Below are 16940 nucleotides of genomic sequence, written 5' to 3' on the forward strand. Positions count from 1 at the left end.
AGTCACTTTGAATAATGAAGTTTCCCAAAGTCATATTTAATGTTCCCGCTTTACTGTATTCATAACTTCACCATGTCGATTCCATTTAATTGCTCGATAATAAGCGTCATGATAAAACGTATACCATGCCTGTTTTTTAAAACCGTACTGCATCCACTTTTCCTTTTGATGTACAGAAGTTACGGGATAATCATCGTATGCTAAAACCCACAATTTGTTTTGATGTGCATGAGTGGGCATAATATCTGCCATATGAATGAAGTGGTCGTCACCATCTTCAAATAAAATTAGGCTATGCCCATCACTATGACCACCTGTATGGATCATTTTTAAACCCTTTGTAATTTCTATTTTATCTGTAAATGTTTTAACTCGATCAACAATTGGTTTCCAGTTGTTATGCCAATAAGTGTTTACTGATCGAATATTTGGATTTCTCATCTCATACCATTCAATCGACGATGTATAAATAATTGCCCGCTCAAATACTGGCTCAAAATTATTGCCCACCTGTTTTGTTAAACCGCAAGCATGATCGAAATGAAGATGAGTCATTAAAATTATATCAATATCGTTTGTCGATAATCCGAGCAGAGCAAGAGATTCTTCTATTTGTGTCTCTTCTGAAACACCAAAATTTCGTAACTGCTTTTGCGTGAGCTTCCCTTTTCCTATACCACTATCAATTAAATAATTCTTCCCATCTAGCTGCATTAAAATTGGATCTGTTCTTAATTCTATTTGATTTTTTTCATTTACTGGGTATTTCTTCTCCCATAATACTTTTGGTACTACTCCAAACATTGCACCGCCATCTAAGAAAGTAACGCCACCCCGTAACCATGTTAATTTCGCTCTCCCTACGTTAAGATGTTCCATCATTTTCCCCCATCTGTTTTTAAAACATTTTCAATTTTGATAAATTTTAATAGTATTAGTTTATCAAAACTCCTCTAATGTCTCAAATAAACATAGATATGGCTATATATAAAACAAATCATTTTAAAATGTAGGCATGGCAACAAAATAGTTGTATAAATTTGACCGATTAAAAGAAAAAGAATCAAAACCTGCTATAGCTTGAACGCAGAAGCAAATCTAGCCATAAACATTCAGCCACGACAAGCAGTAAAACTCCAATGAGGAGGCCGCTAACGCCAAGGTGAGTGAAGCTACTTTCAAAGTGCTACACGCCGGAAAAGATATGGGTAAATGTAATATAAAAATTATCGACCATGAACAAGTTTTATAATTGGCTAAATGAAAATAGCCGAGCAATGTTTACCATTTCGCTCGGCTGTTTTCATTCACTGCATTTTTTTAATTTTACACGACAGCGGTATATAGGCTGACCCTTAGCAGCGAACTTCTCCTCATATTCTGTTATACAATTCGTCGGATCATCCAGACCGTGGAGATCTAAGTTGACTTCCTCCAACTCCATTCCGTTTTTAGAAAAACTTACTAATGAATATTCAAATAATCCCATATTATCTGTTTTAACAATGATTTCACCGTTTGGATGTAACACATTTTTATATTTTTCTAAAAATGTAAAATACGTTAACCTCCGTTTTTCGTGACGTTTTTTTGGCCAGGGATCTGAAAAATTCAAATAAATAACAGACAATTCATTTCTCGCAAAAAATTCTGGTAAGCGATTAGCATCTTCATTCAACAATCGAATATTAGGTAATCCTGAATCAATGACTTTTTGTGCTGCTGTCACAATAATATTTTTAGCAACTTCGAGTCCAATAAAATTGATATGTGGGTATTGCTTAGCCATTTCTACAATAAATTGACCTTTTCCCGTACCAATCTCCAAGTGGATTGGCGCTTTATTGCCAAAAAGCGCATGCCAGCAATTACGATTTTTTTCAGGATTGGGAATAACTATATTTGTATGATGACGTAAAAATTCATCCGCCCACGGTTTATTACGTTGACGCAATTTCGAATCCTCTCTTTCTGTTACGAAGGTATAGAATTTAAATGATGAACGATACTAAGATTAGAGGTGATTCTAATGACATTAAACATAAACCATCAACTAACCTTACTTATGGATTTATTAGATGAACAGCGGAACGATTGTTGCGGCAATGTAGCCGAGTACGAGCAAATTACAAGACTAGTTAAGTCATTGATGCAAAATAATGACTTAACCGACCAGCAATTACAACAATTGCTCCCTGAAATATATGCATATGGTAAAGATGGTGAGTCTTCATCAAACATTGAAGCGCATATTACAGCTAATAACCAACAATTGGCAACATGGGTGGAAGCAATTCATCAGACCAATCTAAATTAAGACCTTGATTTGGTTATTTAAATCATGAAGATTAGTTAAACGTTCGACAAATTTACTATTTTCTTCACGTTCTTTATGCCAGCACAAATAATATAGTGTATCAATCAATAAATACCAATACATCCGGCCTATTAAATGATCATCTTCAGCAATACCATAACTATTTAGCCATTCCTTCCAGTTTTCTTTTGGAATATACCAATTTAAGATCATGCCATAATCAATAACCGGATCAGCTATCAACGCATTATCCCAATCGATAAGATATAAATGACCTTCATCCGTCAAAAGTAAATTATTATGATTTAAATCCCCGTGACACACTACTAATTTTTGTTTTCTTGTAATAGGGAGCAGCTTTTCCAAATAATCTAACGAAGTTTTAACCTGTTCGTGCTGTAAGCCTGTTTGTGTTAAGCGCTCCTTAATCATCCTAAAACTATCATCCGAGGTAATTGGTTTTTTTCCCAACCTCATTAGCATGTATAGTAATTCAGACGACTGATGAATTTTGCGTAACAAGTCTGCAACACGTAAATGCTGCATTTCTGCTGGTTTTAATTCCCTACCTTCAAGCCATTCCTGTGCTGTAATTACATCGCCGTTTTCCATTCGCTTTGTCCAAATTAGTTTTGGCACGATCCTTTCAGCCGACAGGACAGCTAAAAATGGAGAAGAATTTCTTTTTAAAAATAGCCGCTGATTATCCTTCGTTGCTAAGTAAGCATCTCCAGTTAATCCACCTGCTGGAGCTACTTCCCAATCACTGCCTAGAACTCGCTTCAGCCAGTTCAACATATATTCCTCACATCTTTCAAAATTTAGCGTTCAATAATATATTTTATCGATATCCAGTCAAAAATACAAATATCAATGTTAGATCCATTAAAATTCATCAGAAACAAATTCAAATTCGTCCCTTTCTTCTTCCCACTCTGGCCTTTTTACGGAAGTTGTTTGACAATGTTTTAACAATATTTCAGCTGTCTTCAGTTGATGACTTTTAAGTGGTGACGAAATATTTCTTCTTTGCCTAAACCAAGATTCATATTGATGCATTCCAATAAGTTTAGTTTGGTAAGGTTCTTCTAGAAAATGAATTGGATTTTCTTTTGCAAGCACCGTTTTTTGAATCGGAAGCTGTACTTCATGGTGATTTAATATGCTCTTAATAATTTGTTCTGTTCGCTTCAATGCAATTTGCGGACTTAGCATTTTGCGTTCTTCATCATTTTCTTTCACTATCCAGGTTCGTTGATTCTGGGCTATAATAGTTGCATCCTTTTCAGCTCTAATTTGGCTAATTATTTCAATACCTACTGGTGTAATTAAAATTATTTCACCATCTATCGGAGCTTTTTTAATATTAAAAACAGGATAATACATAAAAAGATACGTATCAGGGAAACGTTGTAAAAAATACCTGATTTCCGGGTCTTCCACCCATTGTTTATCTACAAATGAAATATCTGTGACAGTGGAAGTTGCCCATTTTAGTTGAATTTGCAATAGCTTATCAAGAAAATATCGTTTTAATTCTTCTTTCGTATCTGGAAGATCATAGAAATCAGCTTCTATGTTTTCTTCATCATGTACTGATTTCGATTTTCGTTTCCAAATCTTCCAGCGTGGATGATGCTCTTCTGATGTTTCCACATTTACTTTGACTTCAGATAAATCTTCCCGTTCTTCCCAAAGAGCTATCAATTTGTTCCAATTCTCATTTTTTAAGCGGATGAATTGACTTGGATACCGAAATACATTCCATTCATATCTCGAAACATAATCCTGCAATTTAATTAATTGCGCCAGTGCCTCCACCTCCCTTTGCTGTAATAATAGCTTCCATTCGATATGTTGGAGACTCCTTTGGAAAAATCCGATAAATTAAAAATTGATCTACATCTAAACGCTTTTGTTCAGTAAAGTTCCTTTTAATATGTTCTATTTCATCAGGCATCGAATTCGATCCGTTCCATTTTTTTGCCAATGTAATGTGAGGAGTATATGGACGTCGTTCAGGCACAAATCCTTCGTGACTTGCAACGGATTCAACTTGTTGCTGCAAATCAGCTAACGCTTCTGATAATTCAACGGCAGCATAAAGGACTCTAGGCTTTGCTGAAGTGCCAAACATGCCAATACTGCCCACTAGGATGTGAAATGGGGTAAAGGAAATAGCATGCAACCTTTTTATTAGATCCTTCAATTTAATATCGGGTACAGGACCTAAATACTTTAAAGTAATATGCAAATCTTGAATGTTCGTCCACTGTTTATAAGGTAAAATAGTTTTTAATTCAGATTGCCAGTCCGCTAAAAATTGTTGCAATCGTTTTGGTAAAGGAATAGCAATAAAATAATGTGGAAAATTTGACATCGTTTAACCTCCCGTCTTCGTTCTCACTACGACTTGGTTAATAATTCAAGTTCATCCTCCGAAAGTTCGCGGTATTCTCCAAGATTCAGCTGGCTATCAAGGCTTAATTTTCCCATTTTTGTACGTTTCAAATAAATTACCTTTTTATCTATTGCTAGAAACATTCGTTTTACTTGATGAAACTTCCCTTCTGAAATAACAATCTCAACTTCGGATACATCTCCTTGCTGTATAATTCTTAATAAAGCGGGTTTTGTAATATAACCGTCATTCAAACGGACTCCTCTTGCAAAGTAATTACAATCTTCTTCTGTTACTAGTCCCTTTACCTTTGCATAATAAGTCTTATCCACTTGCTTTTTTGGCGATAATAATTGATGAGCTAACTCGCCATTATTTGTGATAAGTAATAGTCCTTCTGTATCTTTATCGAGCCGTCCAACCGGAAATGGACGAAATCTCTTTATATCAGAGGGTAGAAGATCAATAACTGTTTTTTCCCGCTTATCCTCTGTTGCTGAAATAACTCCGGGAGGTTTATGCATCATCATATATACATATTTTTGATAGTGAATAGCTGTTTCATTTACTTTTATAACATCTGCATTCTCATCAACATGCATTGTTCCATTCTTTATTATTTCACCATTCACCGTAACATAGCCTTTCTTGAGTAGTGTCTTTACATCTTTGCGACTACCTACTCCAGCATTGGCTAATAATTTATCAAGCCGCATTTATTTCGCTCCTATCGTCGGAATAATTTATCTAAAAAGCCAATTCGCCTTCCTAATACTCTTTCCATTAATGTGGAATAATAGGCTAAGCCTAAATAAACCATTCCACCCGCAACGACACATACGGTTAAAACTATACTCATGCCAAATCTGCCTTCTGGTACGACCAGATACAACAAAAATCGAAGTAAAATGATAATCAAGCACATAATCGCAATAAATATACCGATTAAGATCGTTCGTTTCATTAATTGCTTATACGAAAATTGGATTGCTGTGCTTATTCGCCAAAGGTTTAATATCACAGCTATTCCAGCTGCTAAAGCTGTGCCAAAAATCGCTCCTTTAGCACCAAACACATAAATAAGTTGAATATTGAACAGTAATTTTACTAAGACTCCAGCAGACAAACTAATAACAGCAAAGCGTTGTTGATTAATGCTTTGCAAAATAGATGACGACACCGTAAACAAGCCAAAGACAAGCGCTACCGGTGCATACCACGCAAGTAACTGACCAGATATCTGGATATTATCTATCCCAAATAATGTACCATATGCTTCTTTCGACAAAATAGAAAGTCCTACAGCAGCAGGTAAGATAAGAAACATAATTATTTGAAGCGCTTGGTTAATCTGTTTTTCTAAAAATACGCTGTTTTTCTGCGTAAATGATTTTGTCATCTCCGGTAAAATCGCAAGCGACAAACCTGTAGCAAGTGTAACAGGAATAATTACAAGCTTATGACCATAAAAATTCATAGCTGAATAAGCAAATGCCCAAATATCTTCTTGATTACTCGCTACCATTGCTCTTTCAAAAGTAAATTGATCAATCAATTGATAGACAGGTGTAGCTAGACCAACTAAAATAAATGGACCGGCATAACGAAACAACTCAGCAAGCATGTCGCGTGTGCGAAGATCATGTGTATAAATTTGCTGTTGCAATTGTCTATGTATGTACGGCTGACGTTTACGCCAGTATACCCATAAAACAAAACAAGAAGCGACCGCCCCTAAAAATGCAGAAAAGGTAGAAAATCCAACTGCAGCTATTACAGAACCCTTTAATACCGAAACAATCACAAATGATCCACCTAATATAAATGCAATACGGACAATTTGTTCCATAATTTGGGATATTGCTGTAGGGCCCATGGAATGATGCCCTTGAAAAAATCCCCTTACAATACTCATCGCCGGTATTAAAATAAGGGCAAAACTGACCATTTTAATTACAAATGCCACATCAGCAGAAGTAATGCTTCTCGCATCTTGACTTGTAATCATTTGTGCCGCCAACCAATCCGCACTAAAAAACATTGCAAAGAAAGCTAATACTCCTGTTCCGATCATTAGCGTCATGCCAGTACGGAACATTCGCATCCCTGTTTCATAATCTCCTACAGCATTATACTTTGCCACAAATTTAGATACAGCTAGCGGTACACCTACAGTAGATAAGCTAATAAAAATATTATAGGGTGTATAAGCATATGCAAACAAGGTACCACCAGTTGCACCAACTAACGAATTAAATGGAATGACATAAATCATTCCGAGAAATTTGGAGAGAAAAGATGCTCCAGTTAATAACATAGTTCCACGTACAATATTTGACATTATTTCACCTGCATTTACCAACATTTAGTTAAAAAGCTTCTATATAGTATTTAGTAGACATTCAATCTAGCTTATGACCTATTTTATCACACTTTTCGTTCATGCTAATCAATTTATGGCGACATCTTTTACAAAAAACGTAAAAGAGAATTCTCCTGCTATGTTTTTTCATACAAGAGGGCCTTAAAGTTTCTGTACAAATTTCATACTCAAATATATAGAGTTAAATTCCAGTGCATTGTCATGCCATCAAGATCATGATACGATACCATACGGAAAGGAATGAAGGAAATTGTTTTATGATGTTGTTATTATCGGCGGCGGTCCCTCTGGTATAATGGCTGCGATTGCTGCGGCTGAATCCGGAGCTAATACATTATTAATCGAAAAAGGAAATAAGCTAGGGAAAAAACTGGCTATTTCAGGAGGAGGTAGATGTAATGTAACGAATCGACTACCTCAAGATGAGGTAATTAAACACATCCCTGGAAATGGCAAGTTCCTATACAGCGCTTTTTCTATATTTAATAATTATGATATTATCGAGTTCTTTACAAAGCTAAATATCCCTCTTAAGGAGGAAGATCATGGTAGAATGTTCCCTGTATCAAATCAGTCTAAAACAGTAATTCAAGCCCTATTAAACCGTATGGAAGAACTTCATATAAGTATTCGTTTAAATGCTCCCGTTAAAACAATTCATTTCGCAAAGCCTAACCATTTAATTATCCTCCAAAATGGTGATGAAATTCAAGCGAAATCTGTTATTGTTGCAGTTGGTGGTAAGGCCGTTCCCCATACAGGTTCAACCGGTGATGGCTATGCTTGGGCAAAAAAAGCCGGGCATACCGTGACAGACCTTTATCCTACAGAAGTTGCATTAATTTCTAAAGAACCATTTATTAATAATAAAACACTTCAAGGAGTATCGTTACGAGATATAAAATTATCTGTACTTAGTAAAAATGGGAGGAAAATAATTACTCATCAAATGGATATGATATTCACTCATTTTGGTGTTTCCGGTCCTGCTGTTTTGCGTTGTTCTCAATTTGTGGTTAAGGAATTACGGAAAGGACAAACAGCAGTACCAATGGTCATTGATTTATTTTCTCATATTTCAGAACAAGAACTAATCAGGGATTTTCTCGACTTAATACATGTAAATCCGAGAAAAACCTTTAAAAATTTGTTGAAGGGGTGGGCCCCAGAGAGATTTATCACTTTTTTATGTCAGCGACACCATATTCATGAAGAACAAAAAGCAGGCACTATTTCAAAACAGATTATCCATCAATTTTCACACCATTGTAAACATTTTATATTTCATGTACATGATTCTTTACCACTAGATAAGGCATTCGTTACTGGTGGTGGAGTATCCATTAAAGAAATTGTCCCAAACACAATGAAATCAAAGCTAATGGATCGTTTATATTTCTGTGGAGAAATTCTGGATATTCATGGATATACCGGTGGCTATAACATTACATCTGCATTCGTTACTGGGAGAATAGCAGGCTTAAATGCAGCTATTGAATCCTCTACTGGTAGTTGATACCTTGAATGTTTTTTGAAAAGATGTTCAACCTAAATAATGTCTATTTATCACTATAAGGGCAGAGAAAGGGTTGGTTATTGTGCAAAGAAACGGAATTTGGTTACCGCTTATTGCTTCTGTAGGTGTTGGTGCAGCAACGTTTTACACGATGACAAAGAACAATCAAAAATTTGGACAAACCATGCAAAAGATGATTCCATTTGTATCGCAAATGGCAAATTCTAATACTGCTAATGCTGGTGGGGCTCAGCAATTAGGTCCTTATGGTATGAGCTAAATAGATAAAGCGCACCGGATAATGGTGCGCTTTTTAAATTTGTAATTTTTTTGTCATCTGTTTGTTACAAAAAATCTTTAATTATGTTAGACGAATTTATTAAATTTGTGTAAAATAGATGTTATTATACCTGAAGGGAGGATACCATATGAAAAGCTTTGGTTTATTATTTCGAATATTTTTAGCAATTATACTAGGTATTGCTATTGGTTCTTTCGTTAATAATTGGTTTATTCGCTTTTTTGCTACTTTTAATGACATTTTTGGTAGTTTTTTAGGATTTATTATTCCTTTAATTATTATCGGTTTTATTGTTCCGGGTATTGGATCAATAGGTAAAGGTGCAGGTAAATTATTGGGCTTAACTGCTGTAATCGCTTATACATCGACTATTATTGCTGGTATCATAGCATTTATATCAGCGAAATTGCTTTACCCAAGCTTGTTAACCCAACAATCTCTACAATCTTTTTCCGATCCTTCCAAAGCATTAAGCAGTGGGTTTATTGAAATAGAAATGCCACCCCCTATGGAAGTGATGACTGCATTATTACTCTCGTTTGTAATTGGTTTGGGAATCGCAGCGATTAAAGGAGATGTACTTTATAAATTATCACTTGATTTTCGTGATATCATTCATTTAGTTATTGAAAAAGTGATCATCCCATTACTACCTTTTCATATTTTCGGGATTTTTGCTAATATGACTGCTGCTGGTCAAGTTAGCACGATTTTATCGGTTTTTGCTAAAGTGTTTGTCATGATCATTGTTCTGCATTTACTCTACTTATTTTTACAATATAGCTTTGCTGGTATGATAAGTAAACAAAACCCTATCAAAATGATTCAAACAATGGCACCAGCATATTTCACAGCGCTTGGGACACAGTCTTCAGCTGCAACTATCCCTGTCACCTTGAAACATGCAAAAAAACTAAAAGTGCGAAGCAGCATTGCTGACTTTACAATACCATTATTGGCGAATATCCATCTTTCTGGAAGTACTATCACAATTGTTAGTTGTGCACTAGCTGTAATCTTCTTACAAGGAGATGCTGCATCATTTAGTACCATATTACCCTTTATTATTATGTTAGGATTCACTATGGTTGCCGCACCTGGTGTACCAGGAGGTGCAGTGATGGCTGCTGTGGGTCTATTGAAAAGCATGCTTGGCTTTGATGCTACCATGGTATCACTTATGATTGCATTATATCTGGCACAAGATAGTCTTGGTACAGCTTGTAATGTAACTGGAGACGGTGCTATTACTTCAATTACTGATACGTTAAGGAAAAGAACCGCAAAAGAAGAAGTAAGTATTTTGTAATGAATGAAGGGACTGACCCAAGAGACTACTAACAAGTGGTTTAGGTCGGTACCTTTATTTATTCAACCTGAATGGTGGTATCGGTATAAAACAGATACCTGTCGAGATAAAAGACGGGCCCTGTCAAATGTGGTGGCAACTTCCACCAATTGTTTTGATTTCGCATGATTTTTTTATCTCTTGTTGCTACAATACAATATTTTCTTTTTCATTCACTCAAAGCTTTTAATTCCAAAGGAATTAACACTTTTATGGTATTATTTACTTCTGCCATATAGCCATTATTAAATGGGTACATAAACGAATGTACGATTTGTTTTTTTCAGAGCATTGGAATGTTCCTTATACGCTGAAATGTTTCCAAATTGGAGCTTTTCATAGCTTCCATACAAGATTCCAAGCTTGATTTTACGTTTTTGTTACTTTTTTTAACCATGTATCTAGCTTATTTTTAACTGGTAGGCTTCTTCTAAGCGAGGATCTATAAAAAGCAGCTTGACCGCCTTTTCTTTCTCGTCTTCATTTAACTTATAAAGCGATTTCCATATTAATTTTTTACTTCGCTTCATCGTTTCTTCACGGCACTTCATCTAATGCTTCATAATTCCTATTCTGTAAGGAACGAACCAGGCGGATTACAGAGGCGAATCTTAACCACCTGTAAAAATTATACGAAGAAAAAGGGAACATTTATATACGCATTTCCATCATCTGTTCTATGAGCGATTACAAATGGTGGATTGCTGGTTAAAGGGGGAGAAAATTCTGTACAGACTTCTATAAAATAATGTTGTACTCCTTTACCTTTTGTCTGGCAACTCAAGGTTATCAAAAAAGGGGAAAGGCAGATATTTTTTGTTTGCTTATAAAACCTTGTCGAGATAAAAGACACCACCACATTCAGTATCAGTCACACAAAAAAACTGACCATTTAAAAAGGTCAGTTTTTCTTAGTATGCCTGGCGGCGTCCTACTCTTGCAGGGGCAAAGCCCCAACTACCATCGGCGCTGGAGAGCTTAACTTCTGTGTTCGGTATGGAAACAGGTGTGACCTCTCCGCTATTGCTACCAGACATGATGTTTATATTGTTCTAAAAAATAGGCACAAGCCTTATTATAATTGTTTTCGTAAAAAAAGCAAGTACTTTTTATCAAAAAATATGGATCATACCTTAAAAACTAAATAAGAGATCATTCAACGACTATCTTTCCATTAGATTTAGTTAAGTCCTCGATCGATTAGTATTCGTCAGCTTCACGTGTCACCACGCTTCTACCTCGAACCTATCTACCTCATCATCTTTGAGGGATCTTACTCACTTGACGTGATGGGAGGTCTCATCTTGAGGGGGGCTTCATGCTTAGATGCTTTCAGCACTTATCCCTGCCACACGTAGCTACCCAGCTGTGCTCCTGGCGGAACAACTGGTACACCAGCGGTGTGTCCATCCCGGTCCTCTCGTACTAAGGACAGCTCCTCTCAAACCTCCAACGCCCACGACGGATAGGGACCGAACTGTCTCACGACGTTCTGAACCCAGCTCGCGTACCGCTTTAATGGGCGAACAGCCCAACCCTTGGGACCGACTACAGCCCCAGGATGCGATGAGCCGACATCGAGGTGCCAAACCTCCCCGTCGATGTGAACTCTTGGGGGAGATAAGCCTGTTATCCCCGGGGTAGCTTTTATCCGTTGAGCGATGGCCCTTCCATGCGGAACCACCGGATCACTAAGCCCGACTTTCGTCCCTGCTCGACTTGTAGGTCTCGCAGTCAAGCTCCCTTCTGCCTTTACACTCTGCGAATGATTTCCAACCATTCTGAGGGAACCTTTGGGCGCCTCCGTTACCTTTTGGGAGGCGACCGCCCCAGTCAAACTGCCCGCCTGACACTGTCTCCGGACCGGATCACGGCCCTGGGTTAGAAGGTTCATACAGCCAGGGTGGTATCCCACGGGTGCCTCCACGTAAGCTGGCGCTCACGCTTCGATGGCTCCCACCTATCCTGTACAAGCTGTACAAACATTCAATATCAGGCTACAGTAAAGCTCCACGGGGTCTTTCCGTCCTGTCGCGGGTAATGCGCATCTTCACGCATCGTATAATTTCACCGGGTCTCTCGTTGAGACAGTGCCCAAGTCGTTGCACCTTTCGTGCGGGTCGGAACTTACCCGACAAGGAATTTCGCTACCTTAGGACCGTTATAGTTACGGCCGCCGTTCACTGGGGCTTCAGTTCTACGCTTCGTACCGAAGTACTAACGCTTCCCCTTTACCTTCCAGCACCGGGCAGGTGTCAGCCCCTATACTTCGCCTTTCGGCTTCGCAGAGACCTGTGTTTTTGCTAAACAGTCGCTTGGGCCTATTCACTGCGGCTCCTCCTACAAGGAGCACCCCTTCTCCCGAAGTTACGGGGTCATTTTGCCGAGTTCCTTAACGAGAGTTCTCCCGCTCACCTTAGGATTCTCTCCTCGCCTACCTGTGTCGGTTTGCGGTACGGGCACCTATGAGCTCACTAGAGGCTTTTCTTGGCAGTGTGAAATCCGGAACTTCGGTACTCATTTTCCCTCCCCGTCACAGCTTAGAATGATCGGACGGATTTTCCTATCCGACTCCCTTGCTGCTTGGGCGCACGCTTCCATCCGTGCGCTTTCCTTATCCTACTGCGTCCCCCCATCGCTCAAACACTCATGAGGTGGTACAGGAATATCTACCTGTTGTCCATCGCCTACGCCTTTCGGCCTCGGCTTAGGTCCCGACTAACCCTGAGAGGACGAGCCTTCCTCAGGAAACCTTAGGCTTTCGGTGAAAGAGATTCTCACTCTTTTTTCGCTACTCATACCGGCATTCTCACTTCAAAGCGCTCCACCAGTCCTCACGGTCTGACTTCACTGCACATTGAACGCTCTCCTACCATTGTTCCGAAGAACAATCCGCAGCTTCGGTGATACGTTTAGCCCCGGTACATTTTCGGCGCAGAGTCACTCGACCAGTGAGCTATTACGCACTCTTTAAATGGTGGCTGCTTCTAAGCCAACATCCTGGTTGTCTATGCAACTCCACATCCTTTTCCACTTAACGTATACTTTGGGACCTTAGCTGGCGGTCTGGGCTGTTTCCCTTTCGACTATGAACCTTATCACCCATAGTCTGACTCCCAAGGATAAGTAGTTGGCATTCGGAGTTTGACTGAATTCGGTAACCCGATGAGGGCCCCTAGTTCAATCAGTGCTCTACCTCCAGTACTCTTTCCTTGAGGCTAGCCCTAAAGCTATTTCGGAGAGAACCAGCTATCTCCGTGTTCGATTGGCATTTCACCCCTACCCACACCTCATCCCCGCATTTTTCAACATACGTGGGTTCGGGCCTCCAGTCAGTGTTACCTGACCTTCACCCTGGACATGGGTAGATCACACGGTTTCGGGTCTACGACCGCATACTCTGTTCGCCCTATTCAGACTCGCTTTCGCTGCGGCTCCGTGTCTTCCACTTAACCTTGCATACGATCGTAACTCGCCGGTCCATTCTACAAAAGGTACGCCGTCACCCATTAACGGGCTTCGACTACTTGTAGGCACACGGTTTCAGGTTCTCTTTCACTCCCCTCCCGGGGTGCTTTTCACCTTTCCCTCACGGTACTGGTTCACTATCGGTCACTAGGGAGTATTTAGCCTTGGGAGATGGTCCTCCCGGATTCCGACGGAATTTCTCGTGTTCCGCCGTACTCAGGATCCACTCCGGAGGAAGTTCCTTTTTGATTACAGGGCTGTTACCTCCTTTGGCGGATCTTTCCAGATCGCTTCATCTAAAGAACTTCTTGGTAACTCCTATGGAGTGTCCTACAACCCCAGAAGGCAAGCCTTCTGGTTTGGGCTCGTTCCGTTTCGCTCGCCGCTACTTGGGAAATCGCATTTGCTTTCCTTTCCTCCGGGTACTGAGATGTTTCAGTTCCCCGGGTCTGCCTCCTCTACCCTATGTATTCAGATAGAGGTACTGTTCCATTACGAACAGTGGGTTCCCCCATTCGGAAATTCCCGGATCAACGTCTACTTACGACTCCCCGAGACATATCGGTGTTAGTCCCGTCCTTCTTCGGCTCCTAGTGCCAAGGCATCCACCGTGCGCCCTTATTCACTTAACTAACTCGCTTTATGTGAAATAAGCTAGACGCTTTTTCGCCTTTATTGCTTTTGGTTAATCTAGCTTCCGCTCATAGCGACTTGCCTGACTTCCTTCCCCTTCGTACGATAAGTCAACATCGATTCGCCTTTCGGCTCTTCGCGTTTCCTTTATCTCCTACGGTTCAGTCCAGCCCGTATGTCGCTAAGCATTCGCTTCAGCTTTTGGTTTGATGTCGTTGTTACTCTTATTTAGTTTTCAAGGTACCATCTTTAAAGAGAGAATATTTACTCTCTCAAAACTGAACCAAACAACCTAGTATGTCTTCCGTATAGTCAGCTCAAACGTCTATCGTCGTTTTCGCTTTTTATTATTCCAGCTCCAGCGTTCAGCGACTAGTGAAACTTCCTTCCCCTCCGTACGATAAGTCAACATCGATTCGCCTCTCGGCTCTTCGTGTTTCCTTTATCTCCTTCGGTTCCGTCCAGTTCATACGTCGCTAAACGAACGCTTACGCTTTATCTTATTCCTTAGAAAGGAGGTGATCCAGCCGCACCTTCCGATACGGCTACCTTGTTACGACTTCACCCCAATCATTGGTCCCACCTTCGGCGGCTGGCTCCTTACGGTTACCTCACCGACTTCGGGTGTTACCAACTCTCGTGGTGTGACGGGCGGTGTGTACAAGACCCGGGAACGTATTCACCGCGGCATGCTGATCCGCGATTACTAGCGATTCCGGCTTCATGCAGGCGAGTTGCAGCCTGCAATCCGAACTGAGAATGGTTTTGTGGGATTTGCTTGGCCTCACGGCTTCGCTGCCCTTTGTTCCATCCATTGTAGCACGTGTGTAGCCCAGGTCATAAGGGGCATGATGATTTGACGTCATCCCCACCTTCCTCCGGTTTGTCACCGGCAGTCACCTTAGAGTGCCCAACTGAATGCTGGCAACTAAGATCAAGGGTTGCGCTCGTTGCGGGACTTAACCCAACATCTCACGACACGAGCTGACGACAACCATGCACCACCTGTCACTCTGTCCCCGAAGGGAACTCCCTATCTCTAGGGCCGTCAGAGGATGTCAAGACCTGGTAAGGTTCTTCGCGTTGCTTCGAATTAAACCACATGCTCCACCGCTTGTGCGGGTCCCCGTCAATTCTTTTGAGTTTCAGCCTTGCGGCCGTACTCCCCAGGCGGAGTGCTTAATGCGTTAACTGCAGCACTAAGGGGCGGAAACCCCCTAACACCTAGCACTCATCGTTTACGGCGTGGACTACCAGGGTATCTAATCCTGTTCGCTACCCACGCTTTCGCACCTCAGCGTCAGTTACAGACCAGAGAGTCGCCTTCGCCACTGGTGTTCCTCCACATCTCTACGCATTTCACCGCTACACGTGGAATTCCACTCTCCTCTTCTGTACTCAAGTCCTCCAGTTTCCAATGGCCCTCCACGGTTAAGCCGTGGGCTTTCACATCAGACTTAAAAGACCGCCTGCGCGCGCTTTACGCCCAATAATTCCGGACAACGCTTGCCCCCTACGTATTACCGCGGCTGCTGGCACGTAGTTAGCCGGGGCTTTCTGGTTAGGTACCGTCAAGGTGCCGCCCTATTTGAACGGCACTTGTTCTTCCCTAACAACAGAGTTTTACGATCCGAAAACCTTCTTCACTCACGCGGCGTTGCTCCGTCAGACTTTCGTCCATTGCGGAAGATTCCCTACTGCTGCCTCCCGTAGGAGTCTGGGCCGTGTCTCAGTCCCAGTGTGGCCGATCACCCTCTCAGGTCGGCTACGCATCGTCGCCTTGGTAGGCTTTTACCCCACCAACTAGCTAATGCGCCGCGGGCCCATCTGTAAGTGACAGCTTGCGCCGCCTTTTAACGTCTCCTTATGCAAGAAAACGTATTATCCGGTATTAGCCCCGGTTTCCCGGAGTTATCCCAGTCTTACAGGCAGGTTGCCCACGTGTTACTCACCCGTCCGCCGCTCGTTCCACATGCGTCACCCCCGAAGGGGTTCTACTTGCTTCCCGCGCTCGACTTGCATGTATTAGGCACGCCGCCAGCGTTCGTCCTGAGCCAAGATCAAACTCTCCATAGAAAACTCACTTTTGGTATTTGCAAAAGTAAAGTTGCACTTGTGCAAATAAGAAACTGGTTTCTTATTTGCCAAAAAAGTTTGTAATGAAAAACACCGTTCTTCATTATTTCTTAGCTTCTCTCAAGATCTCTCTTGAGTTATTTCTTAGAAAAACAGAGACTGCTTTTCTTGACATACTGGTTGTTTTGTTCAGTTTTCAAAGAGCAAATATATAAAACCAACCAATTGATTATAAACACTAAAACTAAATTTGTCAAATTTATAATCAATCTATTTGCCGCGTTACAGTTTAGAAATTACCTTTCCTCTAACGCGGATTATTATTATATCACCCAATAAACAAGCTGTCAACACTCTTAATGTAAAATTATCAAACAAAATAATAATCAATAACCAATGACAGCAAAAACTATAATAACGTTTATAAATAAAAAAGTCAACATTATTTTAGCTATTCTCACAAAAAAATTAGTTTAATGGCTTTTTCCATGCATCTA

General features: G+C 40.4%; 12 protein-coding genes and 3 rRNA genes. 4 read left to right on the forward strand and 11 right to left on the reverse strand.

Annotated features, from left to right (window positions below):
- Nucleotides 1-36: 36 nt before the first annotated feature.
- Together JNUCC74_RS12170 and trmB are read right to left on the reverse strand one after the other, a co-directional pair.
- The gene (locus JNUCC74_RS12170; RefSeq protein ID WP_454065547.1) at nucleotides 37-879 is read right to left on the reverse strand and encodes a YtnP family quorum-quenching lactonase; all 843 of its coding nucleotides are present in this window, start codon (nucleotides 877-879) and stop codon (nucleotides 37-39) included.
- A 424-nt stretch (nucleotides 880-1303) separates the two neighbouring features.
- The gene (gene trmB / locus JNUCC74_RS12175; protein WP_454065548.1) at nucleotides 1304-1954 is read right to left on the reverse strand and encodes a tRNA (guanosine(46)-N7)-methyltransferase TrmB; all 651 of its coding nucleotides are present in this window, start codon (nucleotides 1952-1954) and stop codon (nucleotides 1304-1306) included.
- Nucleotides 1955-2029: 75 nt separating this feature from the next.
- Here trmB and JNUCC74_RS12180 point away from each other — a divergent pair, with 75 nt between their 5' ends.
- Nucleotides 2030-2317 (forward strand): YtzH-like family protein, encoded by a 288-nt coding sequence (locus JNUCC74_RS12180; protein WP_077321403.1) that lies wholly within the window; start codon nucleotides 2030-2032, stop codon nucleotides 2315-2317.
- Here the strand turns inward: JNUCC74_RS12180 and JNUCC74_RS12185 are convergent.
- From JNUCC74_RS12185 to JNUCC74_RS12205, 5 genes are all read right to left on the reverse strand, one after another.
- The gene (locus tag JNUCC74_RS12185; RefSeq protein WP_454065549.1) at nucleotides 2309-3115 is read right to left on the reverse strand and encodes a phosphotransferase; all 807 of its coding nucleotides are present in this window, start codon (nucleotides 3113-3115) and stop codon (nucleotides 2309-2311) included. The genes JNUCC74_RS12180 and JNUCC74_RS12185 overlap by 9 nt on opposite strands.
- Nucleotides 3116-3202: 87 nt before the next feature.
- Nucleotides 3203-4024: an NERD domain-containing protein gene (locus tag JNUCC74_RS12190; protein WP_454065550.1), complete on the reverse strand. Its 822-nt coding sequence runs from the start codon at nucleotides 4022-4024 to the stop codon at nucleotides 3203-3205.
- An 88-nt stretch (nucleotides 4025-4112) separates the two neighbouring features.
- The gene (thpR, locus tag JNUCC74_RS12195; RefSeq protein WP_454065551.1) at nucleotides 4113-4697 is read right to left on the reverse strand and encodes an RNA 2',3'-cyclic phosphodiesterase; all 585 of its coding nucleotides are present in this window, start codon (nucleotides 4695-4697) and stop codon (nucleotides 4113-4115) included.
- Nucleotides 4698-4723: 26 nt separating this feature from the next.
- Nucleotides 4724-5434, reverse strand: coding sequence for a pseudouridine synthase (locus JNUCC74_RS12200; protein WP_454065552.1), 711 nt, complete (start codon nucleotides 5432-5434; stop codon nucleotides 4724-4726).
- Nucleotides 5435-5445: 11 nt separating this feature from the next.
- Complete coding sequence (locus JNUCC74_RS12205) at nucleotides 5446-7059, reverse strand: putative polysaccharide biosynthesis protein (protein ID WP_454065553.1); 1614 nt, start codon at nucleotides 7057-7059, stop codon at nucleotides 5446-5448.
- Between the two features lie 292 nt (nucleotides 7060-7351).
- On the opposite strand from JNUCC74_RS12205, the gene JNUCC74_RS12210 reads away from it, so the two are divergent.
- The 3 genes from JNUCC74_RS12210 (at nucleotide 7352) to JNUCC74_RS12220 (ending at nucleotide 10227) form a co-directional block, all read left to right on the forward strand.
- On the forward strand, nucleotides 7352-8617 hold the full coding sequence (locus JNUCC74_RS12210; RefSeq protein WP_454065554.1) for an NAD(P)/FAD-dependent oxidoreductase: 1266 nt from the start codon (nucleotides 7352-7354) through the stop codon (nucleotides 8615-8617).
- 82 nt (nucleotides 8618-8699) lie between these two features.
- Nucleotides 8700-8897, forward strand: coding sequence for a hypothetical protein (locus tag JNUCC74_RS12215; protein WP_077321408.1), 198 nt, complete (start codon nucleotides 8700-8702; stop codon nucleotides 8895-8897).
- Nucleotides 8898-9045: 148 nt separating this feature from the next.
- Nucleotides 9046-10227: a dicarboxylate/amino acid:cation symporter gene (locus JNUCC74_RS12220; protein WP_454065555.1), complete on the forward strand. Its 1182-nt coding sequence runs from the start codon at nucleotides 9046-9048 to the stop codon at nucleotides 10225-10227.
- A gap of 440 nt (nucleotides 10228-10667) precedes the next feature.
- On the opposite strand, the gene JNUCC74_RS12225 is transcribed toward JNUCC74_RS12220, so the two are convergent.
- The 4 genes from JNUCC74_RS12225 to JNUCC74_RS12240 form a co-directional block, all read right to left on the reverse strand.
- Nucleotides 10668-10817: a hypothetical protein gene (locus JNUCC74_RS12225; RefSeq protein ID WP_454065556.1), complete on the reverse strand. Its 150-nt coding sequence runs from the start codon at nucleotides 10815-10817 to the stop codon at nucleotides 10668-10670.
- 367 nt (nucleotides 10818-11184) lie between these two features.
- Nucleotides 11185-11300, reverse strand: a 5S ribosomal RNA gene (gene rrf, locus JNUCC74_RS12230).
- 146 nt (nucleotides 11301-11446) lie between these two features.
- A 23S ribosomal RNA gene (locus JNUCC74_RS12235) occupies nucleotides 11447-14366 on the reverse strand.
- 512 nt (nucleotides 14367-14878) lie between these two features.
- Nucleotides 14879-16443, reverse strand: a 16S ribosomal RNA gene (locus tag JNUCC74_RS12240).
- Together the 16S, 23S and 5S rRNA genes form the textbook arrangement of a ribosomal RNA operon.
- Nucleotides 16444-16940 lie beyond the last annotated feature (497 nt).

It is taken from the genome of Cerasibacillus sp. JNUCC 74, from assembly GCF_053667775.1.